The sequence below is a fragment of the Sinorhizobium sp. 8-89 genome, assembly GCF_030124325.1.
Classification (GTDB): Bacteria; Pseudomonadota; Alphaproteobacteria; order Rhizobiales; family Rhizobiaceae; genus Sinorhizobium.
Window position 1 is genome coordinate 1 of sequence record NZ_JASKLR010000021.1, and the last position, 18498, is coordinate 18498.

Here is an 18498-nt window from a genome sequence, read left to right on the forward strand (position 1 = left end):
AAAGGTGCTCACGATCCTCTGAAATCGTTGCTCATGATCCCCTGAAATCCGTGCTCACGATGCAGTGAAATCCGTGCTCACGATCGCCTGAAATACGCAGAGTGGAAAGCGAATTGCACCCAAGAACCCTTGATTATCGCCGCGCCGACATCAGCGCCGGAGTCGGTCTTGCAGTGCCAGCCGATCAACGACCAGGTTATCGAGGTGCAGCATGGCTGGCCGCCGTTCTTGCGCCAATTGGCGAACCAGTACCCGCGTGCCGTCCAGGACGAAGACACCGCAATCATAGCCGTTGCGCTGCTGGGTCATGCGGGCTGGCTCCAGACGGGCGCCCAGGCGTTGTGCGAGCATTGTTGCAAGCTCGTTGTTGGATCCCCGGTTCGAGTCGTAATGAAAGGCAACCGGCCTTGCCCGCTCGCGACGATCAACGAGCAGCAGCGACCAGTGCCAGCCGCGGCATTCGGGATCCCAAGCACTGGCATCGCTCACCGGCAAGAACAGGAAGTCGGCTGTATCGTTACCGTCCTGATTATGGACAATGCGCTGGAAGGCACGCACCGCCTCGTTTTCGGGGCCCAAGCGCAGATGATAGTGAGCTATGAGGGGATCCACGAGCCGCGTCCGGGAGGCGAGATCCGGATTGTCCCGCTGCAATTCCTGCATCAGAAGCGCGTAATCCGCCGCGATATGCTGGTCACCCAGCCAATCCGTGGCGCCGAGCTCCAGCCGACCACCGTCATGGGACGAGGCGGTCGGACTCAACGCCGCGATCTGAGCATCGGAGGATGTGCTCGGAAACGCCGGCGCATAATGATCATCACGCAACTCGTGCGGTGTGGACGGCAAATCAACCAGAGAGTCAAGACTGCGGTAGATGTCTGACGACCGAGACCTCGAAGACGAGGGACGCGCGGGGCCCTGCATCTGCCTGCTGAGCCAATCCCAAGCTCCCTCGAACGGGGTGTCTGGAGCTGAGGAAGACTCTTGAAACAAGCTGGACTGCCGGGCGTCTTCCCCGGCGAACGAACGCGCCTCCTCAGGAGCCCGCAACCCGAGCGCTCTATTCGCCTCGACGACTTGTAGGTATTGCCGAAGCATCGTCAAATCTTTTTCGCAGAATGAACGTCTATTCCTCCTGAAGTTCTTGGCATCTGCGTTTAACGCATTCCGCTGCCCAGTCCCGCTGAGCCGGTCAACTATGTTGCCCTTTCCCTCCCTTTGGAGCCAGTCACTGAAGGCACGAAGCCGGCTAGCGCTTAATCGAAGGGGCAGCTTTTGCGCCGCAGTCGAGTCTCCAAGTCCGCGCAGGGCTTCCTTGAGCATAGCGTCGATGAGCCGGGCGTCTGCGGGATGGGGGTTCAGCTGGCGCCCGAAGCGCTGTCGGCCGTGGATGTTGAAATTCGCAGGGCGTTCCTCGACGTTCGCGGCATGGAATTCCTGGAGCACTGGCAGCGCCGCATGGATACTCCTTGTGCCAGAAAGTGTCGCAAGGTCTGACGACCGAGACCTCGAAGACGAGGGACGCGCGGGGCCCTGCATCTGCCTGCTGAGCCAATCCCAAGCTCCCTCGAACGGGGTGTCTGGAGGTGAGGAGGGCTCTGCAGACGATTGCGACGCGGAGCCCTGCATCTCCCTGCTGAGCCAATCCCAAGCTCCCTCGAACGGGGTGTCTGGAGCTGAGGAAGACTCTTGAAACAAGCTGGACTGCTGGGCGTCTTCCCCGGCGAACGAACGCGCCTCCTCAGGAGCCCGCAACCCGAGCGCTCTATTCGCCTCGACGACTTGTAGGTATTGCCGAAGCATCGTCAAATCTTTTTCGCAGAATGAACGTCTATTCCTCCTGAAGTTCTTGGCATCTGCGTTTAACGCATTCCGCTGCCCAGTCCCGCTGAGCCGGTCAACTATGTTGCCCTTTCCCTCCCTTTGGAGCCAGTCACTGAAGGCACGAAGCCGGCTAGCGCTTAATCGAAGGGGCAGCTTTTGCGCCGCAGTCGAGTCTCCAAGTCCGCGCAGGGCTTCCTTGAGCATAGCGTCGATGAGCCGGGCGTCTGCGGGATGGGGGTTCAGCTGGCGCCCGAAGCGCTGTCGGCCGTGGATGTTGAAATTCGCAGGGCGTTCCTCGACGTTCGCGGCATGGAATTCCTGGAGCACTGGCAGCGCCGCATGGATACTCCTTGTGCCAGAAAGTGTCGCAAGTCGCTTCAATTCCTCGGGGCGGTCAAGCACGCTGGTCAGCGTCAAGCCCTCGGACCAAAGCCATATGCGCAATTGTTGCAGCCGACCCACCCACCAAAGGACGGTGCTTTTCGGCCGGCCGGCCGATTGGGCCGCCTTCCTGAACTCGGCAATAAGCCTCTCGTCATCTGTGAGCTCAGCTGGTGGCAGATCGGCATGCCGTAGATTTTCCAATGCCTCTATGATTTGATCTTTGGTGCTCTTGCTGCCGGTAGGGTCAGATTGCTGCGCATACTCCCGCGCATCGTCGTCCAACTTATGCTCGTTCAGCCGGTCGGCAATTGGCTCCCTCTCGCGCTCGTTAAGCCAGGCACTGAACTGGCGCAAATGAGATGCATTCCTCTGGGCAGGATGCAAAAATGTGCTGCCGAGAGACGCTCTCAGAAACCTGGAAACAAGGATTTTGTCCGACGCGAAGGGCTCGGTCGCGATGCGTCGCTTCGCGCAGCATATGCGAAGCTCTGAATGGACTACTTGCGACGCAGAGACGCCGGCCGAGTTCTCGCGACAACTTCCCCCGAAGGCTTTGACGACCCCTGACTTGACACGTGACAGATGCCGGCCTTTGCTGTCCTTCGTCCGCGCAGCAGGATGCGCTTCCGAGGGCACGGTGTGGCTCGTGCTGCTGAACCCGCTATTTCGTGGGTCGGACTGCGACGGCATCCACGTCGATTCCTCGATATCAGCGCGCTGGATGTTTCCATGCACCTCCGCGGGGCGCGTGTTAGGCATACTAGCACCAGGGTAAATAGCATCACCGGAGCGCTCGCCGGCGGAACTGAGCTGCAACCCGCTCACCTGCTGTTCAAAACCTGCTTGATCCTCGGGCATGTCTCCCGATTGTTGCCTCGCCCGCTGCTGTTCTTGCAGAGCAGCATAGTGGTACATCCAAGCGTTAAACCATCCGTTGCAGGGCTCCACATCACTCTCCCTAGATGACACAAATCATAGCTGGCCAATGAGCTAAGCTCGGACGCACAATTTGCATTCCTTTTCGTTGCTCAACGTCCAATGTATCTCATTTAGCTTTCAAGAGGCTGACGAGCCTCTCTGTGACTGCCGATGCAAATTCCGTGCCGGCTGAGGGTAGACAATGATGCGGCTACTGATGTGCCGGTCTGCCGGATGTTGATGTTTGAACTGGTTGCGAGCTTAAATGGCTGAGTGGGAATGTAGCCCGCGCTTGTGCTGGAAGTCCACCGGACAGACCGCTTCGACCGTCAATCGTCTTTATTACGCTCTCCCTGCTTTTGACCCCTGTCGTGCGGACTCCGTCTTCACCCCATTGAGCCGATCAGGCCATTGCGCCTCGGTCTTGTGGTTCACGACAAGCGCCCTGTTTCCCGGGAGTGCCGATACGAGGATACCCACAGGAGTCTAATTCCTTGCAGCTGGCGAACATCGCCTTCAGTATTGCACTCTCGTCGTCCTCGTTCGGCATCGTTCGGCGACGGAGCGGCCGCAGGCCCAACGATGACGCAGATTGCTCAGAAATTCCCAGGACCGCTCTCAGGATGCAACCTGCGGCAGGTCAGGTTCATGTCAGGTAAGAGCGGCTGTGTTCGACGGCCAAAGCGCGACCATTGCCGCGCGGAATGACCGCTTCGCGCTTTGCTCTCGCAGCGAGAGATCGATGTGTCGTTGATCGGCGGATGGTAACGGTACTGGATGGAGTGGAAATGAGCGAGGGTCGAGAAGATCAACCGGGGTTCGTCCGTGTGTATTCGGTCGACCGCGGCGATATGGGCTCTGATCAGCGGAACCCGAAGATCGCGCCAGACCCCGGCGCCTCCTTTATGACCGCTTCGACCAACGCCGACAGCCCAGCAATGCCACGCCGCATATCGGTCACCCCACAGGCCAAATAGACCCGCACATTCCCTGAAAACCCGATCGTGCTGCCTCCACACAGGCGATCAACCATGCCAGCATCTTTCGCTCGATGTCTGGTGGAACTTTCAAACCCCGACCGTTTCGTAGCAAGATCTTGATAAACAGTGGCGTCGGCAAAGCCGCAGGCCGCCCAAGGCCTACTTCGTCGACGAGCTGTACCGGAAGAAACGATGCTGACGCATCGAAGTGGCTAAGTGTCTTCCGCCATAAACGGATCTGAGCCGGATAGATGGTCATGAAGACGAGCTACATCGCCAATGCGGACGCCAGGCTGGTCCGCTTCTGCCAATATCTCCAGCTTAGCTTCTTTTCGACCATACGCTCAACGCTGGAAATGATCTCCATGCGAGCCATGCCAACTCTGAGATCTGGAATTAGTGTCAGCACCAATGCTGGTTCTAATGCCAGAACATCGCCTAACTGGCTCGCTCAGCAAAATTCGCTCACCGGACCCTCACCATTTAGCAGAAGTCTTCCGTCCATCGGAAGCAGTGCACGGTGCGAGCCGGCGACCATGAAAGATTGGGAGGCCCCAGGCAGAAGCAGTGCAAGCGAGTCAATCACTACGACGGCCACCGTGACACCCGGTATACGGCTCGGCTCTCGGCCTTTGGGGGGACTTCGTATTGGAGTACTGGAGCAGCCAACACGAGCGCGCGCTCAGGGAAACTTGGCAGCCAGGCTTTCGCGCAGCCTCGTTGACGTAAGGATTATTCCATTTTCGAGGTCGAATTCCGTCGGAGTCCTTTCCTACACCGGCATCGTTGAAGATCGCTGCCTTGCCTGCGCTCGTGCTGCACAGAAGGCCGCGAACTCCCCTCGGAGTGATCCTGCGACAATGACGCGCCCCGTACCGCAAACGTCCTTACTAACTTGGATCTGACAGGCCGCTAGCTTGCGTCAACTACGGGCTCAAAGCTCCCGGCTGCGAACATTCCGCCGTCCACACAGAGGGTATGGCCGGTTATGTATCCAGAGCGGATGGGATCCAACAAAAATGCGACGCCCTGCGCAATTTCATCGGGGCTTGCGTATCGTCCTTGCGGTACAGAACTAAGCAGTCGCCGTCGCTCGGCTCCGTCGTGCATTTTGGCAGCCATTTCGGTCAGCGTCGGCCCAGGCGCGAGAGCATTGACGCGCACGTTGAAGGGCGCCAACTCCACGGCCATTACTTTGCTAAGCATCTCAACGGCAGCCTTGGACGATCCGTAAGCGGATCGACCCGCATTGGCTCGCAGACCTGAGACTGAAGAAATGTTAACGATAGAGCCTCCGCCCTCTTTAACCATGCACCGTGCAGCGGTCTGGCAAATGGAGAACGTCGCAATGAAATTTAACTCGATCAGGGAGTGCAGCGAATCCAGAGAGATGTCTAAGAAGCGTGTGTTGTCTCCACGCGCCGCACAACAAACCAATCCGCGCAGCGGCGTCGCGTCAGGCAGTTCGCTGAAAATTCGCCCAACCTCAGTGGTTCGCGTGACATCCACTGCGTGAATCGTCAGTGCATCGCAAGGATCGACATCGCGGCGGAGCACTTCAAGTGCCTCTGCATTGCAGTCTAATGCCAGCACTTGCCACCGCTCGCTTATAAGCGCTGAGGTCGTCGCTCGTCCTATTCCAGATGCTGCACCGGTGACGATCACGCAGCCGCGGGCATCCCCATGGGTGTGTTCTTCAGTCCTATTCATGAGTTGCACCAATCTGTTGTTGAAATGCCGTGACCAAGGTGGCTTTCCACCGGCTCGCCACGCCTTCTGATCTGAAGAGAACACCCGCACCGAACTATGCGCGTTGCACGCGAATCTCCAATTCGCAAGATTCACATTGTGTCCAAATTCCCGTCGAGGCGATTAGAAGTAACAATTTGATCGGAAGCGGCGCGCTAACATCTGTTCGATCCGTCAGAAGATTCGCCTGCTAGAGGCCAGAATGTTCGCCCCGAATGCTTACTCTAAAAGCTGCATTGCGGCATGAGCACCGCGGCCAAATGGGTGGCGCTAGGGGGCGTGGTGCGATGGCACAGCTCCGGCTCGACACTCCGGTGAGCGACGTAAGAAGCTGACCTTGGCGACTCCCGACCACGAGGATGTGCACAAGTCTGCAGGCCCGCCGCCTGGAGAACGTCGACCCGACCGCTGCCGCGACGGTCGGGCTTTCTCTGCGGACCATCAACCTCTCCTTTCCTCGAGCGGCGCTCCGAGGATCAAGACAGCGGGGTCCGTTGAGAGAAGCCGTCTCGCGGCCGACCGGACGTCATCCACGGTTACGGCTTGGATCAGCTGTTTCCGCCGCTCGATATAGTCAATACCGAGATCTTCCATCTGGATTTCAAGCAGTGTGTGCGTGATTGCGCTCAACGAGTTGAGGCTCGCGATCGCATAACTGCCGATGGCCTCTTTCTTCGCTGCTTCGAGTTCCTTCTCACTGACGCCCTCATCTGTCATTCGCCTCACCTCCCCGCGAATGAGGGACAGTACCTCCGCGGCCCGATCCGGGCGGGTTCCCGTGCCGATAACGAGCGTCGAGGCATAGTCGCGGTTGTCGAGTATAGAGTGAATATCGTAAGCAAGCCCTCGCTTCTCGCGAACCGCGTTCCAGAGCCTGGACGTGGATACGCTGCCCCCGAGGATGTTGTTCATCAGATAGGCTGCGAAGAAATGCGCGTCTTTATGGCTGAGCCCCGGATAGGTTAGGCTCAGCCGGGTTTGCGCGAGGTAAAAGGGAGTGAGGATTTCCTGACCCAGTTTAGGTTCGGCTTCAGGGATCGGCACTAGGGAGGGTTCGGCAGGCAACCCACCGAATATCCGATCCAGATCGCGCTTGAGCGTGTCGGCATTGATCGCTCCTGCCACAGCGATGGAGAGGTTGCCGCGCGCGAAAAGCCGCTTGTGAAGCGTTCTCAGATCGGAGGTCGTAACAGCGGCGAGGGTTTGCTCGGTGCCCTCATATGGCCGGCTATAAGGATGATCGCCATAGATTGCCTTGCTCCATGCGACCTCTGCGGCCGTCTCCGGATCCTTAGCTTGTGACCTGATCCCGGAGCCTATCTGACCTCGAATGCGATCCAGAGGCTCTTGGTCGAAACGCGGCTGCTCGATGGCCCGCCGGAGTAGATCGAACGCATCGTCCTTCTGATCGGCTAGCACTCGCATCGAGCCGTACACCGCATCCGATCCGGCCCAGAACCGCGTCGCCGCGCCAGCATCATCCAGCCGCTCCTGGAAGGCTTCGCTGTCAAGCTCGCCGGCCCCTTCGTCCAACAGGCTTGTCATGAGATTGACAATGCCTTCCTTACCAGATGGATCCTGGGTGCTGCCGCCCCGGAACGCGAAACGAATGCTGACGATCGGCAGCGAATAATCTTCCACCAGCCAGGCCGTGATGCCGGTTGACGTCGTGACCTCTTGGATCGCCTTGGCTGCTCTAGCCGGCGTCGCAGAGAGGCCCATCAATACGAGCACGACCAGCAATGGTTTGGCGGCCCCGACCGGTAGTCGGTTGAAAATTGTCATCGGCTCTTCTCTCCTGAGGTAACGGTTTGCCGCGGCAGAAGATATCCCGTCACGGATCGCTCGGGATCTAGGTATTTCCTGGCAACCGCCTGCACCTGCGCCGCCGTTACCATGCGGACCCTCAACGGCCGTTCCTGTACGTCGTAGGCAGTGCCCCCGGTTGCAAGCGCGGCCCCGTACATCCTGGCCATTCCGGCTTGACTGTCGCATGCGAAGATCACCGAGCGCAGGAAGCGGTTTTTGGCCTTCTCCAGCTCGACATCCGTAATGCCGTCCTCGATGATTTTCTGAATTTCAGCGTCGATCGCCGTTTCCACTGCCTCGATCTTGGCACCCCCGCGAGGCGAGCCATAAATCGTGAAGCTTGAGGGGTCGAGCATGGTTCCGTCGAAATAGGCGCTACCGGCGTCGGCTATTCCTTGCTTTACCACCAAGTCCTGATAGATCCGGCTGCGCGTTCCTCCGCCGAGAATTTCCGATAGAAGCTCGAGGGCTTCGGCTTCGCCGGGCTCGGCTGTTCCGTAGGAAGGCGTTACCCAGGACTTTTGGAAGCTCGGCATGGTAACGCGCGGGTCGGTGAGCGTGACCGTCCGCTTGGTGTTCTGCTCCGGCTCCTGCGGCCTCACACGCGGCGGCAGGTCGGGTCCGCGCGGCACGGCCCCGTAGGTGTTCTCAGCGAGCCTCCACACGGTCGCGGTGTCCACGTCGCCTGCCACCACCAGTATGGCGTTGTTTGGGGCATAGAAGCGATCGTAGAACGATAGGGCGTCCCCGCAATTAAGCTGTTCCATCTCGTGCATCCAGCCGATGACCGGAATGCGGTAAGGGTGGTTCTGATAGAGGGTCGCCTGCACCTCCTCGTCGAGAAGTTGCTCGGATTGGTTCTCGATACCCGATCGCCGCTCCTCGAGAATGACATCGCGCTCTGTCTCGACAACCGCGTCGGTGAGGACGAGATTGCGCATCCGGTCAGCTTCGAATTCCATCATCGTCCCGAGCGCCTCCGGCGTAACCGTCTGAAGGTAGGCGGTGTAGTCCCGGTAAGTGAAGGCGTTCTCCTCCCCGCCGATCTCGGCGACCTTTGCGGCCAACTCGCCGGCAGGGTGCTTCTTCGTACCCTTGAACATCAGATGCTCCAAAAAATGAGCGATGCCCGATTTGCCGGCTGGTTCATCGGCGTTGCCAACCTTATACCAGACCATGTGCGTAACGATCGGCGCCCGGTGATCGGGTATCACGACCACCTCCAGGCCGTTGCTCAGCATAAAATTTCCAACCTCGAGCGGGTCCCCGACGGCCGCCGCTTCCGAGGTCATCATAGATTGAAGCGCGAGGGCCAGGGCAAGTGCACGTATGCACGAAACCACTCCAGGACGGATCGTCGACCAACACCAAGGTATAAGCGCCTGTGCAGTCTTGGCTTGACCGTTTCTTGGCGAGTACGGCGTCCTCCTTCTTCTCCATCTGGAACGTGCTGCGGTAGGAAGGCCGGGCGAAGGCCCCGGCATAAAGCGTTCTGAAATCATTTGGACATTCTCCGCACGATTATCGTTGTCCGTGATGCGTCTGCAAAGGCCGCAGAGCAACGCGCGTGCCACAGAAAAAGCTTCATGAATACAAGGTAGTCGATCGAACCAGCTGTCTCGCATGTCCGACATTGTTGTACATCGGACACTCGAAATCGACAGGATCTACTGTGCGAACGGCGATGGCACCGACCTGCCGCATCTCTGCTTTCCGGCATGAATTGATTTTCATATCCGTCGCCACCATGTACAGAGGTCGACCGCGCGCCAGTCGTTTTGTCCGACCTGGAGACGACTAGTCGAGCATTGAAAATGGCACTCCTGGGAGACCGGGACTCTGCCGTCCGAGCCGAGACGCACCGCAAGCTGTTTTTCCGGTTGAAGCCGTTACGACGGGATTGAAAGACAATCCGACCGTGCGGAGTTGGGATCGGTCTTGAACCGAGTAGACGCCCCGCGAGCATAAACATCGTCGGCGACCAAGGTCACGCAGCGCGAGGGTTTTCTTCTGTTCAAATGATCTGGCTCAAAGACTTTCGGGTACCGGGTGAGGAAGTTGTCTTGTGGTTCGCTATCGCAGACGCTTGAAGTCAGGCCCAAGACGAAACGAGTTATATCCCTGCGAGAAGCGGTGCGAACCATTGTCAGCAGTTCGCTACGCTCATCATTGTACCCCACGAGACTGGTGAAAGGCTCAATGGCTTAGTACTGATGTATGTCGATTGACGGCGGACTCGGCACGGCCGCAGTACCGTGTCATGAATGCAGGATGGCGTCACATAAGGAGCTTCTTAATGGATGCGAGCATCAATTTTCCGTCACCGTTTCCCATGACAAAGCATTCGACGGCGAAGGCATTGTGGTCCATGATCAAGAATCCACTGGACGCTCTGCCTCCATCCGTATTCCAGGAGTCCATCGTCTTCACTAGGCAGTTGGGCAGCCTGAACGTGTATCTGAGCGATCCCGTCCTTATCCAGAAGACGCTGGTAGAGAATGCCCAGCGCCTTAGCAAGGGCGAGCATACCAAGCACATGTTGGGACCTGCGCTGGGCGGCGGGTTGCTAACCGCCGACGGTGCGCACTGGAAATGGCAGCGGCAATCGGTGGCCGCCGCTTTCCGGCACGAAAGGCTTCTTGACCTCCAGCCTACGATGATCGCGGCCGCTGAACAGACTAAGACTCGCTGGCTGCAGCACGACGGCGAAGTTCTGGACGTGGGCCACGAGATGATGCGCACGGCCTTCGACATAATTGTCGAAACGATGATGTCGGGCGGACACGGCATCAATGTCTCTCGCGTCGAGCGGAGCATAACGGACTACCTTGAGCCGAGCGGTTGGACATTAGCTTTTGGAATGATCGGCGCACCTGAGTGGCTTCCGTATCCAGGCCGCACTAGAGCACGCGCGGCAGTCGCCTTTCTCCGCGCGAGCCTGGCGGCAGTGATCGCGAAACGTCGAAACCAGGCGAACGAAAGGCATGACCTCGTTTCGATGCTGCTGGCGGCGTCTGACCCTGAAACCGGCCGAACAATGAACGACGAGGAAATCATTGACAACCTGATGACCCTCATCACTGCTGGACATGAGACAACTGCGCTCGGTCTAGCTTGGACACTTCACCTTCTCTCGCGGCACCCGGCAGATAAGTCAAAGGTCGTCAGGGAGATTTCGCAGGTTACGGGAGGTGGCCCAGTCCTCCCCGAGCATTTAACTCAACTCATCTATACGAAGCAGGTATTTTTGGAGGCAATGCGCCTCTTTCCCCCGGCGCCGATCATCACGCGTACGGCAATCAACGACTTCCGGCTTGACCGGTACCTCATCCCAGCCGGTACAGTCTTTTTCATCCCCATTTACGCCTTGCATCGTAAAGCCGATTTATGGCCGGATCCAGAAAGCTTCGAGCCGACGAGGTTTGACCCCGAAAACACCCGCACGCGGCACCGCTATGCATATATGCCGTTCGGCGCGGGTCCCCGAGTTTGTCTAGGCAGCGCCTTCGCACTCATGGAAGCCGTCGCCGTTCTTGCTGTCCTCCTTCAGTCCTTTGAGTTCTTTAACTGCACCGAGACCCCGCCGAAGCGTGTGATGAAGATCACGCTGCGGCCTCACCCAACTCTCTCGATGTCGATTCGGCGACGAAGGAAGTAGGGAGGAAGCGTGAGGCATGATAACAAGAAATTTCAGGTTGCTGGACGTGGGCTTCACTGTAATCTGGATGAAAGCGTGACGAAGTGAACGTATCGATCCCATTTGCCTCGTCTTAATCGAAATTTGCGTCAGCGCGGCGAATGGCTGTTCGGCCATCTCACTTCGGCTACCAGATCACCATTACGCTCATTCCGCTTCCACGCGATAACCGCGGCCGCGCTCCACGAGCATCGATCGCAGCCGTAAGTGAGCCTAACCCTGGAAGGGAGAGAGCATTCACCTGCTATGCTCCTCCAACCGGAGCTCCTGTGACCGCCGTTTTCGTGCCTACACAAGCTCGCTGCAAGATCTGGCCCGCTTGGCACAGCGTTACCTCGGCTTTTTGAAAGGCGCGGCGTGATAATCGCACCGTGCACCAGAGGGCCGCAGCGACCGCCGTCGCAACGGAGGGTCAGCCTTCGCGAAACGTATAGCTGTAGCCGTTGATAGCTGGCGCGCCACCGAGATGCACGTAGAGAACCCGCGACCCTTCTGGGAAGAAGCCATTTTTGATGAGATCGACCATTCCCTGCATTGATTTACCCTCGTAGACTGGATCAGTAATGATGCCCTCAAGCCGCGCGCAGAGGCGGATAGCCTCCTTCGTTCCCTCGGATGGAATGCCATAACAGGGGCGTGCATACTCCTCGAGCAAGACCACATCGTCCTCAATAATTTCCATTGCCGGGTCGATCAGATCTGCTGTATGCCGGGCAATGTTTAGTACTTGCGCCTTGGTTTGGGCGGGAGTGGCCGAGGCATCGATGCCTATCACGTTTCGCTGTCGGCCGTCCTTAGCGAATCCGACGAGCATACCCGCGTGCGTCGACCCGGTGACCGTGCATACCACAAAATAGTCAAAGGCAAACCCAAGTTGCTTCTCCTGAGCGCGCACCTCCTCTGCGAAGCCCACGTAGCCGAGGCCGCCATACTTGTGAACGGATGTCCCGGCCGGTATCGCATAGGGCGTACCGCCTCTTGATTTGACGTCGTCTAGCGCCTGTTCCCAACTGCGGCGGATACCGATGTCAAAACCCTCGTCGATAAGGCGCACCTCCGCGCCCATGATACGGCTCAACAGAATGTTGCCGACCCGATCATAGACGGCGTCCTCATGCGGCACCCAGCTCTCCTGCACCAGAAGGCATTTCATGCCGAGCTTCGCAGCAACGGCCGCGACCATCCGCGTGTGGTTGGACTGTACGCCGCCGATGGAAACGAGGGTGTCGGCCTTGGAGGCGATCGCCTCAGGAACGATGTATTCGAGCTTGCGGAGCTTGTTTCCGCCAAAAGCAAGACCGGAGTTGCAGTCCTCGCGTTTAGCGTAAATTTCGACTTTATGTCCAAGGTATTTTCCGAGGCGGTCAAGCTTCTCGATAGGCGTCGGTCCAAAAGTAAGCGGGTATCGTTCAAATTGTTTTAGCATGATCTCTCCAGCCATACGTGAATGATCGAACTGAACGTGGTTCTGCATGAGCCTTAGCGGCGCACCTGAGGTCGGCTGCGTTTTCGGATTTCAGGCTCTTAAAAAAGCGAGTACGCTGCCGGCGCGGCTGCTGCGAGGAGGTCCGTTTACGAGAAAGCCCATGCCTACCGTAGCGGCCACCTTAGCGTCTTTTGCTGCTACCGCTCCAACTGCTTTTCTTGGCGCGGTTCGCGTAGTTGAAGTATCCTCAATGCGGGTCGTCGAAAGGTATACCGCACTCGTCCGACAGATCCGCTCCGTCGATCCGCGCTGCGACGGCTATTTCACGGCGCAGCCACCGATGTTCCACGTCGCGATGGCAGCGCTCGTGCCAGATCAGCACGACCTCGTAGGGCGTCACTTCCACCGGGGGATCGACAATCGCGAGCGGCAACATGGCGGCGATTCGGGTTGCTACGCGATGCGGTACAATCAGAGCGAGGTCGGTCGCGGCGACCACTACAGCCGCCGTCAGCAGGTTAGAAACCACCAATGGATTTCGATCCGGTAGACCGAGCTGGGCCAGTCCGTCATAGATTTGACCGAAGCGATCATTGGCGTTCGAGCCAATGGAGGCGTGGCGCAAAGCAGCGAAGGTCCCGATACTCCATTCCCGCTCCAGGGCCGGGTGGTCGTGGCGTAGCAGGCAGGTGCAGCGGTCGGTGTAGAGCGTTCGCCGCAAGTAGCCCGCCGGAGCCGCACCGATTTGCCCCATGGCCAGATCGATCTCACCTTGCTCAAGTCGCCGCAGTGCGCCGTCCAGCACTGGATCGGTGACAATATGGAGATGAGGTGCGCACTCCTGTAGACGCCGCAATAGACCGGGCAGCAGAACGAGGCCTTGGTGATCTGGCATCGCCATTGTTATCTTGCACCGCATGTCTCTTGGATCGAAGCTGCGACTGTTCACCATCTCGCGGATTGCATTCAACAAAGACGGGAGCCTTTTGGCCAAGCGATCAGCCTGCGGCGTCAGGACCAGGCCGCTTGAGCCGCGAACCAAAAGATCGTCATTGAACATGCCTCGCAGTCTTGACAACGCGCGGCTCATTGCCGGTTGACTGCGGCCGACGTGTTGGGCCGCGTGCGTGATGTTTCGGCACTGCAGTAGCGCCTCAAGCTCCACCAGTCGGTTCAGGTCGATCGATGCCAGGTTCGGTATCTGCCGCTGCTGTGCGGCGTCACCTTCCCCGACAGTCGTCTGCGGCCCCTTCCAAACGGGCTGATCCATGATTACTTCTCCAGGGTAAGTAGCGTTCTCGGGCCATACCCTCAAAAACGAGGCCGTCGTGAAACGGATTACTAAAGGCCTTCATAGGCCTCGCGACTAATTGCGAATTGCCGCAAGATCGGAGCACTTGGGGCATCACGTGATCATCGCCGGACGCGACATGACCTTTGCGCCTGCGTACATCACCTCCAAACTTGAGCCTTACATAGTCGGTCCTCATTGAGTGAAGCTAGTGAAGCATGATCAATCATTGCCGGCCTCGACGGTGCCGTTAAGCTGTTTCGGCTGCGTTCTGCCGCGCACCGCATTCATTGTGCAAGGGCAAGGCTAATAGGTTAAGCTGTTGTGCCCGCTTGTTTCCGATCGTTCAATCCGGCGAAGGACCTCTTTGCAATATTTACCCAGCCTGATTTTATGCGTTGATGACACTGAAGGTAAATGTTGCAGGGCCACTCGTAGACGCCGCGGCCATGGACTGAGCTTACCTCGGCCTGATGAAGCCGATGAATCTGGCAGCGGCGCGAAGTCAGGGCAAGCGCAGGCGCCTCGCCACGGGGGGCCCCGCGCACTTTGAGCCATTGCTCGTCGCATGCTTGCGCTCGCACGGCCGGGCTCCTCGAGATTGCACTGGTGGGCACCCCGGGTCGGGGCACCAGTGCACAAGCCGAAAAAACAGTTTGTCGCTGGAAACCGCGTGCCGAGGCCGGGACCAATCATGTTCCCTTTGCAACAGCCCCCGTTGGAGTGGTGTGTTCGAATTTCCACGTCTGCCTCCGATGTAGTCAACGCTTTTCTAATCGAATTCCGCCTGAGTGGGAAAATTGAGTTTTCGCATGATTCTCATCCACGCTGTGGATACATGCGCTCCAACGCTCTTCATCTGATCTGCTCGTTTGCGCAACGGCGACCAGGCAGCGGGCACACGCGCCTCGCCTTCGCCCGTAACGCACTGGGTGGCCCCGCGCCGCTCGTTGGGCCAGCAAATTGTGATGTCGCGTAACATGTCGCCGAAGAGAGAGAGAGAGAGAGAGAGAGAGAGTGTGTGTGTGTGTGTCAGGTGTGCCGCCAAAGAGCGCTGTTCGTTGCAGTCCTTCGAAAGAGCTTCACCTATATCCAAAGGGCATGATGCGATCAGCAGTTTGCATGGCTCGGGTCAGACAACCGGCGCTAACATTGTCCATCCTTTCATTTACCGGAGAATGCTGTCGATGTGCTCAGGAAAGTTCCAGTCAGGCGCCACGTCCAAACAAGATGATCCGAGCCCGGGCAGGGCACTGGGGAACGCTGTGGCGACGGCGGAGACGTCTCCTGCTGGCAAGTCGACAAACCTGGGCAGTAACGCGCTTCTGGGCGAAATCCCGGAGGCCGGGGCTGTCGACAAGGGTCCGGTGGCAGAGGAAAAGCGTCGAGAGGCAATGAGCCGAGTCACGCCCTTGGGGCAAACCCGAAACGCCGATGTCTTCCTGGGCCTGTGGTCCCCGTCCTTAAGAGCCTTGCTCGCCGCACTCCGGCTGAGGCCCGACTGGCTCAAGACGAGCGACAGCCGGCTGACCAGTCGGCCACAGGCCCTGCTGACGCCGCTAGTCCGAGAAAAGCAACATCAGGCGCGTTCCATACCTGAGGCAGTGGCACATTCATTGATGATCGCAGGCGGTGTCGCCTCAGCGAGAGTTCGCCCGTTGGCGACCTCTTCCTCGACAAACTACGTGACATCGTGAGCTATGCTGATTCTTAAAGCTCGGGTGCTGCTTAAGAGCCACGGCTTCAACGCCTTGCTAACGATGCGCCTCAGGGTGCTCGATCATGTGCGACCGTTGCTACTCAGAGCAGAGCAATTCCCTGGATCCGATGCGCAGGTCAGCGCGTTTATGCCTTCTCATCTTGAGCGCAGTAAACAGCTCGGTCGCGCAGTGTCGCTTCCGCGGCGCGCCAACTGACTGCGGCCCAGCCGCCTGATCTTCTTCTCGTCGGATAGGCATCCGTGGCTAGCCCGGAGGCCGAGGCCCGAGGACGCCCATTCGGCAATCGTATGGATTGTTTTAGATGGCAATCATCCGCACCGTGGGATACATCCAATGCGTTTCAAAGGCCTTGATCTGAATCTCCTCGTTGCGCTGGACGCTCTGATGAGTAAACGAAGCGTCACCGCCGCGGCACAAAGCATCAACCTCAGTCAATCGGCGATGAGTTCGGCCATCGCTCGGCTACGCACCTATTTCGGCGACGAGCTATTTACCATGCAGGGCCGCAAACTTGTCCCAACACCGCGTGCGGAAGTGCTTGCACCCGCAGTCCGCGACGCCCTGCTGCATATTCAGTATTCCATCATTTCGTCGGACATGTTCAACCCGGCCTTATCGGAGCGCAGGTTCAGGATCAGCCTCTCCGATTTCATGACGCTGGTGTTCCTTGAGAAGGTCGTAGAGCGTGTGGCTCGAGAAGCACCTGGCGTCGGCTTCGAGTTGCGGTCTGTCGATGATGATCCCGATGAGCTACTGCGATGCGGCGACGTCGATTTTCTGATCCTTCCGGAATCATTCTTGTCGAACGCGCATCCCAAAGCGAAACTGCTTGACGAGAGGTTCGTGTGCGTCGGCTGCCTGACGAACAAGCAACTGCCGCGGCAGCTTTCCCTCGAGAGATACATGTCGATGGGGCACATTGGAGTCAAATTCGGGCGTACGCTCAAACCATCCATCGAGGAATGGCTATTGCTCGAATACGGAATGAAGAGACGCATCGAGGTCGTCGCGCCGGGCTTTAGTTTGATTCCGCCGTTGCTGTCAGGGACCGACCGCATAGCGACCATACCATTGCGGCTGGCCAATCATTTCGCAAAGACCACACCCCTGCGGATCGTTGAACTTCCGCTACAACTTCCAACATTCACCGAGGCTGTCCAGTGGCCCGCGCTTCACGACAGGGATCAGGCAAGCATCTGGATGCGGGAGATTCTGTTACGGGAGGCGTCCCGCATGGCTGCTCCGAGCGAGGCGGTCCGGCATCCACAGCCTAGGCGGGTTTGAGGAGGCACCGCTTTCATATCCAGCCTATCGGCGGACGCCCGCGTGTTGCAAAGTCGAAAGGCACACCTTGCGCCGACCAAATTGGATGCTCTGCTTGATCCGACTTGCGCTATAAGATTTTGCTTGGCTTGCAGCGGCAATAGCACGCAAGGCCTAACGCACCCATCCACTCCGCGGTCTGATGGCCGACGCCGTTCCTTTCAGCAGGTCGAGATGGTCCTGGGCCTCACTTTGCCATTCCACCGGGAGCTGGCGCAGCTCCGCGCGCCGCCGTCGGGGGCACTACCCGGCGATGGGCCGCCACCGAGATCCAATCGAACTCGTGGAATAGGCTCTGCCACCCGCCTCCGACGTAGGGTTGGATATCGGTTAAACGCGGCGTCCGTTTTTGAAAGCAAGCCCTTAGCTCGGCATAACTCTCCGGCAACTCAGCCGCAGTAATTTCTCGCCAGAACGGCGTGTCGTTTCGGTTCCCATCATAGTGCAGCTGCAGGAGTTTCGAACGCCTGTCCAGCGCTCGTCTGAGCAGGCACGATTCCGCGTGCATTAGCGAGAATGCATTCCAAATTCCTCAACTGCTCGAAGGTGGGCGGCAAGAGCGCAGCCTGCAGCGGCTCGACGAACCCGGATGCCGTTCCGAGTGCCACGAGGTTGTTGACCCGCGCGGTTTCGAAATAGCCTTGATAGAACGAAAGCTCGTGCTTCGGCTGGAGACGGTGTCCAAAGCGCTGCTCGGCCTTCGCCATCGCCATACCAGTGTCCGCATGTCTGCTACTGAACAAATAGCCGGCCCTGGTCGTGCGATTCAATTGGACCTCCCAGATCCATCCGGCAGTCATGGCGGTCGAACGGTCAGGGCTTGAGGCGAAGATCCTGCCGGCTGAAGATCAAAGGTGATCGCTCGGTCGGTCGGCAAAACATTGGCGAACGAACGCCAACGGGCATTAAAGACACTGCCGAGACCCACTCTGGCAGAGCCGGAGGCATCGACGGCGAAGTCGACCTCGAGTTGTTCGCCCTCGAGCTGCAAGGCGCACACATGGCCTCGATCATCAAGCCTAATCCCGCATACCGCGGTGGCGCAGGAAGTGATCCCACGTGCCAGGCCAACCCGCTTGAGGTACCGCTCGAAACCGGCATCATCGAAATGGTAGGACGGGTAGAGACCGGACTGGCCGGTCGCGATCAACTCGTCTATCTCGCTGCTGCGATGAATTCCTCGCGATCGCCTCAAATCCGGGGATGCACGTGTGTAGGTCCTCCCCCACCGCGATTCTCGCGGACAGCTGAGGGAAGAAGCCATCGACGCGGTAGTCGATCTCCGGAACTCCGCCACCCTTCCAATTGTCATAGAGCACACCATGATATGTGGCACCGGCTTCACCGATGAAAACGTCCGAGTCGAGATCATTACG

The 18498-nt window shown here is 58.4% G+C and carries 12 protein-coding genes; 2 read left to right on the forward strand and 10 right to left on the reverse strand.

Going from position 1 to position 18498, the window contains the following annotated elements:
* Positions 1-150: 150 nt before the first annotated feature.
* The 5 genes from QN219_RS26420 to QN219_RS26435 all read right to left on the reverse strand — a co-directional run bounded on the left by QN219_RS26420 (position 151) and on the right by QN219_RS26435 (position 8959).
* Complete coding sequence (locus QN219_RS26420; protein WP_284003139.1) at positions 151-3066, reverse strand: Ulp1 family isopeptidase; 2916 nt, start codon at positions 3064-3066, stop codon at positions 151-153.
* Between the two features lie 922 nt (positions 3067-3988).
* Entirely contained in the window at positions 3989-4159 is a 171-nt protein-coding gene (tnpB, locus tag QN219_RS34280) for an IS66 family insertion sequence element accessory protein TnpB (protein WP_405052268.1), read from the reverse strand.
* An 859-nt stretch (positions 4160-5018) separates the two neighbouring features.
* Positions 5019-5816 (reverse strand): SDR family oxidoreductase, encoded by a 798-nt coding sequence (locus QN219_RS26425; protein ID WP_284003140.1) that lies wholly within the window; start codon positions 5814-5816, stop codon positions 5019-5021.
* A gap of 480 nt (positions 5817-6296) precedes the next feature.
* The gene (locus tag QN219_RS26430; RefSeq protein ID WP_283979305.1) at positions 6297-7640 is read right to left on the reverse strand and encodes a pitrilysin family protein; all 1344 of its coding nucleotides are present in this window, start codon (positions 7638-7640) and stop codon (positions 6297-6299) included.
* Positions 7637-8959 carry a pitrilysin family protein gene (locus QN219_RS26435; RefSeq protein ID WP_284003141.1) on the reverse strand — a complete coding sequence of 441 codons (1323 nt, stop codon included), beginning with the start codon at positions 8957-8959 and terminating at the stop codon, positions 7637-7639. Before QN219_RS26435 ends, QN219_RS26430 begins: the two co-directional genes overlap by 4 nt.
* Positions 8960-9960: 1001 nt before the next feature.
* Here QN219_RS26435 and QN219_RS26440 point away from each other — a divergent pair.
* The gene (locus QN219_RS26440) at positions 9961-11322 is read left to right on the forward strand and encodes a cytochrome P450 (protein WP_283979307.1); all 1362 of its coding nucleotides are present in this window, start codon (positions 9961-9963) and stop codon (positions 11320-11322) included.
* Between the two features lie 451 nt (positions 11323-11773).
* On the opposite strand, the gene QN219_RS26445 is transcribed toward QN219_RS26440, so the two are convergent.
* Entirely contained in the window at positions 11774-12787 is a 1014-nt protein-coding gene (locus QN219_RS26445; RefSeq protein ID WP_284003143.1) for a 1-aminocyclopropane-1-carboxylate deaminase, read from the reverse strand.
* A 247-nt stretch (positions 12788-13034) separates the two neighbouring features.
* Positions 13035-14057, reverse strand: a complete 1023-nt coding sequence (locus QN219_RS26450) for a LysR family transcriptional regulator (protein ID WP_284003144.1) — start codon at positions 14055-14057, stop codon at positions 13035-13037.
* Between the two features lie 2075 nt (positions 14058-16132).
* On the opposite strand from QN219_RS26450, the gene QN219_RS26455 reads away from it, so the two are divergent.
* Entirely contained in the window at positions 16133-17083 is a 951-nt protein-coding gene (locus QN219_RS26455; protein WP_283979310.1) for a LysR family transcriptional regulator, read from the forward strand.
* 226 nt (positions 17084-17309) lie between these two features.
* Here the strand turns inward: QN219_RS26455 and QN219_RS26460 are convergent, their stop codons facing one another.
* The 3 genes from QN219_RS26460 to QN219_RS26470 are packed head-to-tail and all read right to left on the reverse strand — an operon-like array spanning position 17310 to position 18272.
* Positions 17310-17630 carry a tryptophan 7-halogenase gene (locus QN219_RS26460; RefSeq protein WP_284003146.1) on the reverse strand — a complete coding sequence of 107 codons (321 nt, stop codon included), beginning with the start codon at positions 17628-17630 and terminating at the stop codon, positions 17310-17312.
* Entirely contained in the window at positions 17560-17922 is a 363-nt protein-coding gene (locus tag QN219_RS26465) for a tryptophan 7-halogenase (protein WP_284003148.1), read from the reverse strand. Before QN219_RS26465 ends, QN219_RS26460 begins: the two co-directional genes overlap by 71 nt.
* Positions 17919-18272 (reverse strand): tryptophan 7-halogenase, encoded by a 354-nt coding sequence (locus QN219_RS26470; RefSeq protein WP_284003150.1) that lies wholly within the window; start codon positions 18270-18272, stop codon positions 17919-17921. Before QN219_RS26470 ends, QN219_RS26465 begins: the two co-directional genes overlap by 4 nt.
* Positions 18273-18498 lie beyond the last annotated feature (226 nt).

Excerpts from the sequence above, each read along its gene's own strand:
- QN219_RS26420 (WP_284003139.1), bottom strand. The coding sequence starts at position 3,066 with ATGCCCGAGGATCAAGCAGGTTTTGAACAGCAGGTGAGCGGGTTGCAG.
- tnpB (WP_405052268.1), bottom strand. The coding sequence starts at position 4,159 with ATGGTTGATCGCCTGTGTGGAGGCAGCACGATCGGGTTTTCAGGGAAT.
- QN219_RS26425 (WP_284003140.1), bottom strand. The coding sequence starts at position 5,816 with ATGAATAGGACTGAAGAACACACCCATGGGGATGCCCGCGGCTGCGTG.
- QN219_RS26430 (WP_283979305.1), bottom strand. The coding sequence starts at position 7,640 with ATGACAATTTTCAACCGACTACCGGTCGGGGCCGCCAAACCATTGCTG.
- QN219_RS26435 (WP_284003141.1), bottom strand. The coding sequence starts at position 8,959 with ATGATGACCTCGGAAGCGGCGGCCGTCGGGGACCCGCTCGAGGTTGGA.
- QN219_RS26440 (WP_283979307.1), top strand. The coding sequence starts at position 9,961 with ATGGATGCGAGCATCAATTTTCCGTCACCGTTTCCCATGACAAAGCAT.
- QN219_RS26445 (WP_284003143.1), bottom strand. The coding sequence starts at position 12,787 with ATGCTAAAACAATTTGAACGATACCCGCTTACTTTTGGACCGACGCCT.
- QN219_RS26450 (WP_284003144.1), bottom strand. The coding sequence starts at position 14,057 with ATGGATCAGCCCGTTTGGAAGGGGCCGCAGACGACTGTCGGGGAAGGT.
- QN219_RS26455 (WP_283979310.1), top strand. The coding sequence starts at position 16,133 with ATGCGTTTCAAAGGCCTTGATCTGAATCTCCTCGTTGCGCTGGACGCT.
- QN219_RS26460 (WP_284003146.1), bottom strand. The coding sequence starts at position 17,630 with ATGCACGCGGAATCGTGCCTGCTCAGACGAGCGCTGGACAGGCGTTCG.
- QN219_RS26465 (WP_284003148.1), bottom strand. The coding sequence starts at position 17,922 with ATGACTGCCGGATGGATCTGGGAGGTCCAATTGAATCGCACGACCAGG.